Annotated in this window: 10 protein-coding genes and 1 riboswitch; of the genes, 6 read left to right on the plus strand and 4 right to left on the minus strand. The window is 72.4% G+C overall.

Going from position 1 to position 12,819, the window contains the following annotated elements; translation table 11 throughout:
* Nucleotides 1-68 precede the first annotated feature (68 nt).
* The 3 genes from AB0L45_RS14730 to AB0L45_RS14740 all read right to left on the minus strand — a co-directional run bounded on the left by AB0L45_RS14730 (nt 69) and on the right by AB0L45_RS14740 (nt 3,677).
* Nucleotides 69-1,067 carry an ABC transporter permease gene (locus tag AB0L45_RS14730; protein ID WP_365839667.1) on the minus strand — a complete coding sequence of 333 codons (999 nt, stop codon included), beginning with the start codon at nt 1,065-1,067 and terminating at the stop codon, nt 69-71.
* Nucleotides 1,068-1,913: 846 nt separating this feature from the next.
* Nucleotides 1,914-2,720: an enhanced serine sensitivity protein SseB C-terminal domain-containing protein gene (locus AB0L45_RS14735; RefSeq protein WP_365839669.1), complete on the minus strand. Its 807-nt coding sequence runs from the start codon at nt 2,718-2,720 to the stop codon at nt 1,914-1,916.
* A gap of 159 nt (nt 2,721-2,879) precedes the next feature.
* Nucleotides 2,880-3,677 (minus strand): enhanced serine sensitivity protein SseB, encoded by a 798-nt coding sequence (locus tag AB0L45_RS14740; RefSeq protein WP_365839928.1) that lies wholly within the window; start codon nt 3,675-3,677, stop codon nt 2,880-2,882.
* 270 nt (nt 3,678-3,947) lie between these two features.
* On the opposite strand from AB0L45_RS14740, the gene AB0L45_RS14745 reads away from it, so the two are divergent.
* The gene (locus AB0L45_RS14745; protein ID WP_365839671.1) at nt 3,948-4,742 is read left to right on the plus strand and encodes a hypothetical protein; all 795 of its coding nucleotides are present in this window, start codon (nt 3,948-3,950) and stop codon (nt 4,740-4,742) included.
* A 344-nt stretch (nt 4,743-5,086) separates the two neighbouring features.
* Here the strand turns inward: AB0L45_RS14745 and AB0L45_RS14750 are convergent, their stop codons facing one another.
* On the minus strand, nt 5,087-5,842 hold the full coding sequence (locus tag AB0L45_RS14750; protein WP_365839930.1) for an AAA family ATPase: 756 nt from the start codon (nt 5,840-5,842) through the stop codon (nt 5,087-5,089).
* A 262-nt stretch (nt 5,843-6,104) separates the two neighbouring features.
* Nucleotides 6,105-6,200, plus strand: a riboswitch (glycine riboswitch).
* A 141-nt stretch (nt 6,201-6,341) separates the two neighbouring features.
* Here AB0L45_RS14750 and gcvT point away from each other — a divergent pair.
* The 5 genes from gcvT to AB0L45_RS14775 all read left to right on the plus strand — a co-directional run bounded on the left by gcvT (nt 6,342) and on the right by AB0L45_RS14775 (nt 12,801).
* The gene (gene gcvT / locus AB0L45_RS14755) at nt 6,342-7,469 is read left to right on the plus strand and encodes a glycine cleavage system aminomethyltransferase GcvT (RefSeq protein WP_365839673.1); all 1,128 of its coding nucleotides are present in this window, start codon (nt 6,342-6,344) and stop codon (nt 7,467-7,469) included.
* Nucleotides 7,470-7,557: 88 nt separating this feature from the next.
* The gene (gcvH, locus tag AB0L45_RS14760) at nt 7,558-7,932 is read left to right on the plus strand and encodes a glycine cleavage system protein GcvH (RefSeq protein WP_365839675.1); all 375 of its coding nucleotides are present in this window, start codon (nt 7,558-7,560) and stop codon (nt 7,930-7,932) included.
* Between the two features lie 55 nt (nt 7,933-7,987).
* Complete coding sequence (gene glyA, locus AB0L45_RS14765) at nt 7,988-9,247, plus strand: serine hydroxymethyltransferase (protein WP_365839677.1); 1,260 nt, start codon at nt 7,988-7,990, stop codon at nt 9,245-9,247.
* 258 nt (nt 9,248-9,505) lie between these two features.
* A complete protein-coding gene (locus AB0L45_RS14770; protein ID WP_365839679.1) occupies nt 9,506-11,305 on the plus strand; it encodes an APC family permease in 1,800 nt (599 codons plus the stop codon).
* Between the two features lie 113 nt (nt 11,306-11,418).
* Complete coding sequence (locus AB0L45_RS14775; RefSeq protein ID WP_365839681.1) at nt 11,419-12,801, plus strand: L-serine ammonia-lyase; 1,383 nt, start codon at nt 11,419-11,421, stop codon at nt 12,799-12,801.
* Nucleotides 12,802-12,819: the final 18 nt, after the last annotated feature.

Here is a 12,819-nt window from a genome sequence, read left to right on the forward strand (position 1 = left end):
TGGTCGGTTTCCCCTTCGTTGGTCGGAAACTTGGGTGGGGGACGCCGGGCGTACGGGCCCGGGCGGGGTCAGCGGCTGCGCGGGTCCAGCGCGTCCCTCAGGCCGTCGCCGAGGAGGTTGAACGCCAGCACGGTGACGAAGATGGCGAGGCCGGGGACGAGCATGTACTGCGGGTCGACCTCGTAGTACTTGACCGCCTGGTTGAGCATGCCGCCCCAGGACGCCTGGGGCGGCTGGATGCCGACGCCCAGGAAGCTCAGTGCCGCCTCGAAGAGGATGTTGGAGGGGATCAGCAGCGTCGAGTAGACGATGATCGGGCCCACCAGGTTGGGCAGCAGCTCCCGGAAGAGGATGAACGGGCCGCGGGCCCCCATGCCGCGCGCGGCGTCCACGAACTCCCGCTCGCGCAGCGAGAGCGTCTGGGCCCGCACGATCCGGCCCATGTACGGCCAGTTGAAGAAACCGATCACGAAGATCAGGACCGAGATGTGCAGCGGCAGCCCTTCGAGCCCGAAGGCGCCGCCCTGGAGCGAGGCCGAGATCGCGATGGCGAACAGCAGCAGCGGGAACGCCAGGAAGACGTCCATCAGCCGGCTGATCAGCGCGTCCACCCGGCCCCGGTAGAAGCCGGCCACCACGCCGAGCACGGTGCCGATGGCCACCGACAGCAGCGTCGCGCCGAACGCCACGATCAGCGAGACCCAGGAGCCCTCCAGCACCCGCGCGAGCAGGTCACGGCCGAACTTCGGGTCCACGCCCAGCGGGTGGTCCAGGCTCATGCCGCCGAGGTCGCCCTTGGGCAGCGTGGTGTTGGGGTCGATGAGGTCCTGGTTCGGGCTGTTGGGGTCCAGGCCCAGCCAGGACTGGACCGGCCGGGAGAGCGCCGCGATCAGGATGAGCAGGATGACAACGATGGCACCCGCTACCGCGACCTTGTCGCGCCTGAAGCGCAGCCAGGCGATCTGGCCGAGCGAGCGCCCCTCGATCTTCTTGCTCTCGACGCCTTCCAGCACCGCTTCCGGCTGCGCTTCGGCAGCCGCCCCGGTGGTCTCGATCGGTGCGGTCACGGTGCCTTTGACCCCTCTCGGCCGACACTGCCGGCCCATGCGCGCCGCGGTCAGGCGGCCTGGTTCACATCACTGGTGCGAGTGGTGCTTGCGGTGCAACTGGGAGAACTCTGGAACAGCTGGAGCAACTGAAGCGTGGAATACGGACGTTGCGGGTACAGGTGTTGCAGGCCTTACGGATGTTGCAGGCGGAGCAGACGTCGCGGAACGTCACGCGACGACGAGTGGTGCATCTCGTACACAGGGCCGAAACCCTCTGCTGCGGGAGTCTTCATCCGATTCGCGATCACTCACCAGCCCTGACCGGGAATGGATGCGCAACTGTGATGTAGCCCACGGGCTTCCGTTATGCGGACAGCGGCCCCGACTGAGCGGGGTGCACGGAGGTGCGCGGGGGTCAACTTACGGGCGTGAGGTGCTATTTCGGGCTGCGGGTGGCGGGGGGGGGGGTGACGGAGGGCGGCCGGGGGCGATGCGGTGGGCGCGGCGTGGGCGCGGCGATGCAGTAGGCGCGGCGTGGGCGCGGCGATGCGGTGGGCGTGGCCTGGACGCGGCGATGCGGTGGGCGCGGCGGGCATGGTGGGGGTGACGGGCGCGCGGCGCGGTTCCGGCTCGTCCCCCTTGGGTAACCCCCTGCTGGGGGAGCGCGGCCGTTCGATTTGCCCTCATAGGCGCACGGGCGGCCCGGACGCCGTGAGCCCGCCGGCGTGAACCGGCAGCTCGGCGTGGGCCGGCGGCATGGCGCGAACCGGCGGCATGGCGTGGACCGGCAGCTCGGTGCGAACCGGCCGCTCGGCGTGGACCGGCAGCTGCCGGGGCCGGGGCCGGTGCCGCACGGAAGGGTTGTCAGTACGGGCGCGGGTAGCCGTAGCCGTACGACGGTCCGGGAGCCTGGGCCGGCGCGGGCACCGGGCCCGCCGCGTAGGCGTCGCGGTCGAAGAACGGCCGCGCGTTGGCCCGCATCCACATGCCGACCGGGTCGTACTCGTCGTTCATCGCGACCGTCGAGACGGGCAGCCCTTCCGGCACCGCGCCGATGGACTGCTGGATCATCAACCGTACGGAGTCCACGGCCGCTTGACCCGTGTCGTACAGATCCAGGCCGATGGCCAGGTACGGGGCGCCGAGCGCGGGCTGCACCCAGGCCCGGCGCAGGGAGCGCACCGCGGGCGTGCGGTGCGCGTTCTGCCCCAGCAGGGCGTAGAACTGGGGGATCTCGATGGCCGGTTCGGTGATCCGCAGCGGGCCGGCCGGCAGCCGGTCCAGGCCGCCCGCGATGCGCCGCAGGTCCAGCCACGGGATGCCGACGCCGCCGCCGGGGGCGTGCGGGTTGAGCCACAGGCCCCAGCGGTCGGGGAAGAGGGTGGCCGCGATGTCGCGCCCGTAGACGACCTCGTGGGCACGGTTCCAGCCGCTGGCGGCGAGCTCGGGGGCGGAGGTCACGCACGGCGCGTAGCCGAGGCCGTCGACCTCCATGTTGCCGTACTGCGCATCGGGCGAACCGGCCTGGCCGTGCCAGAGCAGCATCCAGACCTGCCCGGCGGCGAGTGCCTGCAGCAACGCCTCGTAGGCGTCGTACCGGCCGGGCGAGACCTGCTGCAGCATCTGCTCGACCTGCCCGGCAGCCGCTCCCTGATGCGCACCCGCGCTCACGTGGTCCGTCCCTTCCTGTCGGCAGGCACGTGGGGTACGCCTGCCGGTTGCAACAACAGCTTAGAGCCTGCGTCCGGACCCCGGTCGGATCAGCACACGCCGCTTGCGGTCACCGGACGGAGCACTCCGGGCGCACCGGGGCGCCGGGGGCGCGGGCTCTCAGGCGATGTCGCGGGAGTAGAAGGGCCGGACCCGCTCCAGCATCCAGTCGGCGACCGGGTCGCCCTGGGCGAGGTCCAGCATGACCAGTTGGACGGGCCAGGTCAGCGGCGTCCCGCCGAGGGCCCGGCCGAGGGCGGCGGTCACCGCGTCCCGTACGGCCGGATCATGCGGTGTGACGGCCGCGGCGTCCACCTGGACGCCGACGAACAGCGCGGGCGCGTCCCCCTCGACGCTGGCCAGCGCGCGGCGCGCGGTGACCACGAATCCCGCGGAGGAGAACTCCAGCCCGGCCGCGGCCAGGAAGTCCACCGGCTCCTCCTGCCAGTCCGGCTCGAACAGCCGGACCCGGGCGCCGCTCGGCGCCCCGGGCAGGTCCGGGCGGCCGGTCCGGCACAGCTCGGCCACGGCGGCGGGCGGCAGCGGTACGCCGACGGTGCCCTCCGGGTTGACGGCGATGCCGATCAGCGGCGGCAGGCCGCGTGCGAACTCGACGGCCGGCGCGACGGTGAAGGAGAGGTGCGGCCCGGCCACCCGCTGGAACTCCTGCTCGGAGCTGAAGACCGGGACGTAAGCGGCCGAGTCGATCTCGACGGTGGGCAGGTCCAGGCCCGCGCGGCCCATCCCGGCGCTCTCGGGGCCGCCGCCCTTGGGCAGCGGCACCCATATCCGGCTGCGGCCCAGCACCTCGACGATGCGGGCGCCCGCACCGGGGTGCCCCACCGAGGCGGTGAGTACCTCCTCCAGCTCGTTGGCGGGCCACTCCAGCCGCGGAATGCCCTGCTCCGGAAAGTCCATGTCCACCCGTCCGCTCGTCACCATGCGTACCGCGTACCGCTGGTACCGCACACCACCGGCACCGCGTACCGCCGCGCGCCGCTCGCACCGCGCGCCGCCCGTACCGCGCCTTACCTGGTCGACGACCCTAACGCCAGCAGGCGGCGGGAGCCCTGGTGCGTCCGGATGACCACCGAACGCGCGCGAGCGGTTGCGGACCGTACACACCCCTCTCAAGGTGGCTCCAGGGTGATCTTGCCCTGCCGTTCCTACAGAAAGGCACGTCTCCTGATGGCAACGCACCGGACCGCCTCCGCCCTCGTCTGCGCCACCACCGCCGGCGCCCTCGCCTTCGGCATCACGGGCACCGCTACCGCGGCGGAAGAACCCGAGCCCCCGGTCCGCAACCACAGCATCATCGTCGACGACATCAGCCGGCTGGCGGACGCATCGGCCCGGCTGGCCGAGAAGACGGCCGACGACCGCGGCCACTCCGTGGAGGTCAGGTCCGCCCGCACCCGTGTGGACACGGTCCTGCAGGACGCGCTGCGGTTGGCGGACATGCTGAACGAGGACTCCGACCGCACGGTGACGGCCGACGCCGTGCGGCTGCGCAGGGTCTCGCAGGACCTGCGGACGCAGCTGGACGAGCTGTCCGAGTACCGGGCCCCGACGCCGGGTGAGGAGGCCGACTCCGCGAACCTGACCGGCGCGGTCTCCCGGTCCGTGACCGACATCTTCAAGATCCTGGGCATCGACCGGCTGCTCGGCGGTCTGCAGCAGCAGCCGGGCGCCCAGCCCGCGGCCCCGGCGGCCGACCGGCCGGCCCGGCCCGCCGCGCAGCCCGCCGGCGACTCGGAGGAGGCGGACGACCAGTCCGCCGCCCAGCCGAAGGCGCCGACCAGCGACCCGCAGCCGGCCGCCGGCGACCAGCAGGCCGCCGACCCGCAGCCGGCCGCGGACGCGCCGCACCGGCAGGCCGCCGAAGCGCCGCAGCAGCAGGGTGCCGAGGCAGCGCAGCAGGGCTCGCTGCTGCAGTCGGTGCTCGGACTGCCGGGTCTGCTGCTCAAGTCCCTGGGCCTCTAGATCGCCCGGTGCCGAGCGTCCGAAGGAGGCGCGGATGCGGGAGATACGCCTGGACTAGGACCGGTCCTGACGGGCCGTACGGGATAATCCGTACGGCCCGTCAGGCATCCGGCATTACGGAGTGAACCTTGACGGACCGCCCGACGGACGGGCGGGCTCCGGTCCGCGGGCGGGCTTTGGTCCGCGGGCGGGCTCCGGTCCACGGGCGGGCTTTGCTCCGCGGGCGGGCTCCGGTCCACAGGCGGGCTCCGATCCGCAGGCGGGCTCCGATCCGCAGGCGGGCTCCGATCCGCAGGCGGGCTCCGGTCCACGGGCGGGCTCCGGTCCGCCTCGAAGATGGCGCCTCACTCGAAAACGATCTCCCGCAGCGCTCCCGCCGCCGGCCGGTCCAGCAGGACGGCCGAGGTGAAGCCCGCGGGGAGCCGGGCCGCCTGGGCGCGGGCGGTCAGCCGCCGCACCGCGCGCCGGTGCCGGGCGAAGGCGTAACCGGAGACACCGCGTCCGCGCGAGCGCTGCCCGGACAGCGCGACCTCGGGCGCTACGTCCAGCAGCACCAGGTGCAGGCCGCGCCCGCCGCGCCGGGCCTCACGCGCGAGCCAGCGGCGCACCCACGCCAGCGTGCCGCAGTCGTGCACCACCACGCTGCCGCCGGATCGCAGCGCCCGCCGCAGCCCCAGGTAGTGGGCCGCCCGGACCAGCGGCCGGTAGAGCGCGTACGGCAGCCGGCGCAGCCGGCCGCGCTCCCAGCGCTCCCGTACGTCCTGCGAGTCGATGCGGTGCACGGCGGCGCCCTGCTGGTCGAGGGCGGGCACCAGCCGCAGCATGAGCGTGCTCTTGCCGCTGCCCGGCAGACCGGAGACCACCACCACGTCGCCCGCCGCGAAGTGCAGCCCGGCCGTCTCGCGCGCGGCGCCCCCGTCCCTGAGGTCGACGACGTCCGTGACCGGCGCGTCCGCCGCGGCCCGCGTCCGGCCGGGGCGGACCACCCCGAGCGACGGCCGCCGGGCCCCCGGCACCACGGCCGGAGCCGGTTCCGGGACACAGCCCGGGGGCGCGCCTCCCGAACTTGTCGCGAGTGCGGCCTGCCTGTGCACCGTGATCCCCTCCCGGTCCGGTGTCGTCCCCTCAAGGGACTGCGTCCCTTACCCGCAGAGTGTCAAGAAAAGGTAATGCGCTTCAAGGAAATCCCACGATTCGTACAGTCCCAGGACACTGTCGTGACACCCCTGCGAACACCGGTACGACCAGGGCTCCTGTATCCGGCGATCCCGTGCGATGATGTGCGCGCCCAGTGCGGGACCGCGGCTCAGCGCGCGCGTCGCCGTACGGGTGCCACGCTCAGCCAACTGCATACCGGCCGCTTGAATCCGCGCGGGAGAGTCCCCGGCCGTCACGGCGGGGCGCCGAAGGAGCAAGTCCTCCCTTGAATCTCTCAGGCCCCGATACCGCGCGGGCGAGGCAGATCTGAAAAGCGGGCCGCCGTGGCGTGGCTCCACCCAAGGTGCAAACCGGGACCGGTCACGGCCTTCCGGTGAACCTCTCAGGTTCCGATGACAGATGGGGAGACCGTCCTGTCACCCATGCCCGGGAGCCACCACCATGACCGAAGCCCCCCGCCGCACCGCGCTGGACGCGACGCACCGCGCGCTCGGCGCGACCATGACCGACTTCGCCGGCTGGGACATGCCGCTGCGCTACGGCAGTGAGCGGGACGAGCACGTCGCCGTGCGGACCCGCGCCGGCCTGTTCGACCTCTCGCACATGGGCGAGATCACCGTCACCGGACCGCGCGCCGCCGACCTGCTGGACTTCGCGCTGGTCGGCAACATCGGCGGCGTGGCCGTCGGCCGCGCCCGCTACACCATGATCTGCAATGCCGAGGGCGGCATCCTGGACGACCTGATCGTCTACCGCCTCGGCGAGACGGAGTACATGGTCGTCGCCAACGCCTCGAACGCGCAGGTCGTGCTGGACGCGCTCACCGAGCGGGCGGCCGGCTTCGACGCCGAGGTGCGCGACGACCGGGACGCGTACGCGCTGCTCGCCGTACAGGGCCCGGAGTCCCCCGGCATCCTGAAGGGCCTCACGGACGCCGACCTGGACGGCCTGAAGTACTACGCCGGGCTGCCCGGCACCGTCGCGGGCGTGGACGCGCTGATCGCCCGTACCGGATACACCGGTGAGGACGGTTTCGAGCTGTTCGTCCGCCCGGCGGACGCGGTCGCCCTCTGGGAGGCGCTGACCGCGGCGGGCCGGGACGCGGGCCTGGTGCCGTGCGGCCTGTCCTGCCGGGACACGCTGCGCCTGGAGGCGGGCATGCCGCTGTACGGGCACGAGCTGACCACGGACACCACCCCGTTCGACGCGGGCCTGGGCCGGGTCGTGAAGTTCGAGAAGACGACGAACGGCGGCGACTTCGTGGGCCGCGCCGCCCTGGAGGCCGCCCGGGACCGCGCCGCGGCCAACCCGCCGCGCAAGCTGGTCGGGCTGATCGCCGAGGGCCGCCGTGTGCCGCGCGCCGGGTACCCGGTCGTGGGCCCGGACGGCGCCGTCATCGGCGCGGTCACCTCGGGTGCCCCCTCCCCCACGCTCGGCAAGCCCGTCGCCATGGCGTACGTGGACGCCGCGCACGCCGCGCCCGGCACCGCCGGTGTGGCGGTGGACATCCGCGGCACCCACGAGCCGTACGAGGTCGTGGCGCTGCCCTTCTACAAGCGCCGGAAGTGACACGCGTACCGCCGTCCCCGCCGCGTTTCCGTCTCACCTGTCAAGACCCCTGCAGCAAGCACGCCACCGTATCCAGGAGAATCAAGACATGAACAACCCCCAGCAGCTGCGCTACAGCAAGGAGCACGAGTGGCTGTCGGCCGCCGAGGAGGGCGTCTCGACGATCGGCATCACCGAGCACGCCGCCAACGCGCTCGGCGACGTCGTCTTCGTGCAGCTTCCTGAGGTCGGCGCCACGGTCACGGCGGGCGAGACCTGCGGTGAGCTGGAGTCGACCAAGTCCGTCAGCGATCTCTACTCCCCCGTCGACGGCGAGGTCACGGAGATCAACGAGGACGTGGTGAGCGACCCCTCGCTGGTGAACACCGCCCCGTTCGAGGGCGGCTGGCTGTTCAAGGTGAAGGTCAGCGGCGAGCCGGACGACCTGCTCTCGGCCGACGAGTACACCGCCTTCACCGGCTGATACGCCCACCCGCCGCCCGGCGGGGCCGTGCGCCCCGCGAACCCCAGGAAGAGTCATGTCGCTTCTGAACAGCTCCCTCCACGAGCTCGACCCCGACGTCGCCGCCGCCGTCGACGCCGAGCTCCACCGTCAGCAGTCCACCCTCGAAATGATCGCGTCGGAGAACTTCGCCCCCGCCGCCGTCATGGAGGCCCAGGGCTCGGTCCTCACCAACAAGTACGCCGAGGGCTACCCGGGCCGCCGCTACTACGGCGGCTGCGAGCACGTCGACGTGGTCGAGCGGATCGCCATCGACCGCATCAAGGCGCTGTTCGGCGCCGAGGCCGCGAACGTGCAGCCGCACTCCGGCGCGCAGGCCAACGCCGCCGCGATGTTCGCGCTGCTCAAGCCGGGCGACACGATCATGGGTCTGAACCTCGCGCACGGCGGGCACCTGACCCACGGTATGAAGATCAACTTCTCCGGCAAGCTCTACAACGTGGTGCCCTACCACGTGGACGACGAGACCGGCCAGGTCGACATGGCCGAGGTCGAGCGCCTGGCCAAGGAGACCCGCCCGCAGCTGATCGTGGCCGGCTGGTCGGCGTACCCGCGCCAGCTGGACTTCGCGGCGTTCCGCCGGATCGCCGACGAGGTCGGCGCGTACCTGATGGTCGACATGGCGCACTTCGCGGGCCTGGTGGCGGCCGGGCTGCACCCCAACCCGGTGCCGCACGCGCACGTCGTGACCACCACCACGCACAAGACCCTCGGCGGTCCGCGCGGCGGTGTGATCCTGTCCACCCAGGAGCTCGCCAAGAAGATCAACTCGGCGGTCTTCCCGGGCCAGCAGGGCGGCCCGCTGGAGCACGTCATCGCGGCGAAGGCGGTGTCCTTCAAGGTCGCGGCCAGCGAGGAGTTCAAGGAGCGCCAGCGGCGCACCCTGGACGGCGCGCGCATCCTCGCCGAGCGCCTGACGCAGTCCGACATCACCGAGCACGGCGTCTCCGTGCTGTCCGGCGGCACCGACGTGCACCTGGTCCTGGTGGACCTGCGCAACAGCGAGCTGGACGGCCAGCAGGCCGAGGACCGCCTCCACGAGGTCGGTATCACGGTCAACCGCAACGCCGTCCCGAACGACCCGCGGCCCCCGATGGTCACCTCCGGCCTGCGGATCGGCACCCCGGCGCTGGCCACCCGCGGCTTCCAGGCGGAGGACTTCCGCGAGGTCGCCGACATCATCGCCGAGGCGCTCAAGCCGTCGTACGACGCCGACGCGCTCAAGGCCCGGGTCACCACCCTGGCCGGCAAGCACCCGCTGTACCCGTCGCTGTGACACCGGTCACGCGGACCGCGCCGGGGCGGCCCCACGGGGCGTCCGGCGCGGCCGTGTGACGCGTTTCATGAAGTACGCCCCGAAAAGCGCCGCCCAGGCGGTGTCTGCGGGGTGAACAGGCCGTATGTCCGGGGTCGTTGGCCTCGGACCTACGGCCTTTCCGTCCGCCTTACGGCGATTTCGCGCCACATAGGCTGAGGCCGGCCCCTCGACGTCGCGGGGCCCTTCGCACCACAGCAGGACGGAACACGCACGGCAATGGACATGAGCGCGGGCAACCGCAAGGGGATCGGTCTCTTCGCCCTGACCATGATCGGCATCGGTTCGATCTTCGGCTCCGGCTGGCTCTTCGGCGCCGGCTCCGCCGCCCAGGTGGCGGGCCCCGCCGCCCTGGTCGCCTGGGTCATCGGCGCCGTCTTCATCGGCATGATCGCGATGTCCTACGCGGAGGTCGGCGCCGCGTACCCGATCCCCGGCGGCATGGCCCGTTACGGCCACCTCTCGCACGGCCCCGTACTCGGCTTCCTGACCGGCTGGGCCGTGTGGATCGCGGTCGCCTCGCTGATCCCGATCGAGTCCATCGCCGCCACCCAGTACATGTCCTCCTGGGGCTTCGGCTGGGCCCAGGGCCTGGTCGACCCGGCCGGCAACCACCTGACCGCGGCCGGCAGCGGCGTGGCGCTGCTGCTGACCTTCGCGCTGTGGCTGACCTGCTACTGGTCGGTCCAGCTGCTGGCCCGCGCCAACACCGTCCTGACGCTGGTCAAGTTCGCGATCCCGGTGCTGGCCGTGGCCGCGCTGATCGCGTCCGGCTTCCACACCTCGAACTTCACCGCGCACGGCGGCTTCGCCCCGTACGGCTGGCCGGCCGTGCTGACCGCCGTGACCACCTGCGGTGTGGTCTTCGCCTTCAACGGCTTCCAGGCCGTGGTCAACCTGGGCGGCGCCGCGAAGAACCCCGGCCGGGCCATCCCGGTCGCGCTGGTCGGCGCGCTCTCGCTGGGCCTGCTGATCTACCTGGCCCTGCAGACGGCGTTCCTCGGCGCGGTGCCGCCCGAGCAGCTGGCACAGGCCGGCGGGTGGCACGGGGTGAACTTCAGCTCGCCCTTCGCCGACCTGGCCAAGGTGCTGATGCTGCACTGGGTCGTCACGATGCTCCAGTTCGGCGCCTTCATCTCGCCGGCCGGCTCCAACATCGCCAACGTCGCGTCCGCCGCGTACATGGTCCAGAACCTCGCCGAGACCGGCTTCTTCTCCAAGAAGCTGGCCGCCGTGCACCCGCGGTACGGGACCGCCCGGCCCGCGATGTGGCTCAACCTGGGCTTCTCGGTGCTGCTGCTGGTCACCGTCGGCCACAGCTGGAGCGCGCTGGCCGGCGTGATCTCGGCGGCCATGGTCATCTCGTACCTGATCGGCCCGATCGCGGTGGGCGTCTTCCGGCGGACCAGGCCGGAGCTGCCGCGCCCGTTCCGGCTGCCCGCGGCGCAGGTCCTCTGCCCGCTCACCTTCGCCTTCGCGGCGTGCGCGCTGTACTGGTCGAAGTGGCCGGACACCGGCAAGGTCGCGCTGCTGACGCTGGTGGCCGCGCCGGTCGCCGCGGTGGTGCTGCGGCGGCGTGGGGAAACGAAGCTGCGCCGGCAGTTCGCGCCCGCCTGGTGGCTGGTCGGCTTCCTGGCCTGGATGTCCGCGGTCTCCGCCCTCGGCAGCCCGGACTTCGGCGGCCACGGCGTCATCCCCGGCGGCCTGGACATCGCCCTCGTCGCGCTCTCCGCCGTCGCCTTCTACTTCTGGGCCGTACGCGCCGGAGTCCGCGCCCACGAGGCGGGCCTGACGGGCGCCGCGCCCGCGATCGGCAGCGAGGCCGGTCCCGGGCCGGGGCTCGGCGCTGAGACCGGCGCCGGGCTCGCGTCCGGCACCGGCGCCGACCTCGCGCCCCGTACCGAGAGTGACCCCGCCCTCACCCCCGGGAGCGCTGATCCCGCCGTCGACGCCCGGGCCGGCTCCCCTGCGTCTTCTGCCGTTGCGCCGGAAGACAGCCGTCCGACGGCCTCCGTCTGAGAGTCTGTCCGCCGTCCGGGTTAGGCTCGACAGTCGGCGCAGAAACGTACCTTCCGTTTCTCCCGCCCCTTTGCTCCACCGTCCACCACGAGCAGACAAGGGAGTCCGCCACCGTGGCCATCTCCGTCTTCGACCTCTTCTCCATCGGCATCGGCCCGTCCAGCTCCCACACGGTCGGCCCGATGCGCGCCGCCCGGATGTTCGTCGGGCGGCTCAAGAAGGACGGTCTGCTCGCGCAGACGACGGCGGTACGGGCCGAACTCTTCGGCTCCCTCGGCGCCACCGGCCACGGCCACGGCACCCCCAAGGCCGTCCTCCTCGGCCTGGAGGGCCACTCCCCGCGCACCGTGAACGTCGAGACCGCCGACGACGAGGTCGAGCGGATCCGCAAGAGCGGGCGGCTGCGGCTGCTCGGCGCCGAGATAGGCAGCGACCACGAGATCGCCTTCGACGAGTCGACCGAGCTGATCCTGCACCGCCGCCGCTCCCTGCCGTACCACGCCAACGGCATGACCCTCTTCGCGTACGACGCCGGCGGCGCGCCCCTCCTGGAGAAGACCTACTACTCGGTCGGGGGCGGCTTCGTCGTCGACGAGGACGCGGTCGGCGAGGACCGCATCAAGCTCGACGACACGGTCCTGAAGTACCCCTTCCGCACCGGCGACGAACTGCTGCGCCTCTCCCGCGAGACCGGCCTGTCCATCTCCGCCCTGATGCTGGAGAACGAGAAGGCGTGGCGTACCGAGGACGAGATCCGCGCCGGACTGCTGGAGATCTGGCAGGTCATGCGGTCGTGCGTGTCCCGCGGCCTGTCCCGTGAAGGCATCCTCCCCGGCGGCCTCAAGGTCCGCCGCCGCGCCGCCAACGGCGCCCGCGCCCTGCGCGCCGAGGGCAGCCCCGAGGCCCACGCGATGGAGTGGACCACCCTCTACGCGATGGCCGTCAACGAGGAGAACGCGGCCGGCGGCCGGGTCGTCACCGCCCCCACCAACGGCGCGGCCGGCATCATCCCCGCCGTCCTGCACTACTACATCAACTTCGTGCCCGGCGCGGACGAGGACGGCGTGGTCCGCTTCCTGCTCGCCGCCTCCGCCATCGGCATGCTCTTCAAGGAGAACGCCTCCATCTCCGGCGCCGAGGTCGGCTGCCAGGGCGAGGTCGGCTCGGCCTGCTCGATGGCGGCCGGCGGCCTCGCCGAGGTCCTCGGCGGCACCCCCGAGCAGGTGGAGAACGCCGCCGAGATCGGTATGGAGCACAACCTCGGCCTGACCTGTGACCCGGTCGGCGGCCTCGTCCAGATCCCGTGCATCGAGCGCAACGGCATGGCCGCGGTGAAGGCCGTGACGGCGGCCCGCATGGCGCTGCGGGGCGACGGCCGCCACCACGTGTCCCTCGACAAGGTCATCAAGACCATGAAGGACACGGGCGCCGACATGAGCGTGAAGTACAAGGAGACGGCCCGGGGCGGACTGGCGGTCAACATCATCGAGTGCTGAGGCCCCTCCGGGCCCAGT

The organism is Streptomyces sp. NPDC052496 (genome assembly GCF_040679095.1).
In the GTDB taxonomy this organism is placed as follows: domain Bacteria; phylum Actinomycetota; class Actinomycetes; order Streptomycetales; family Streptomycetaceae; genus Streptomyces.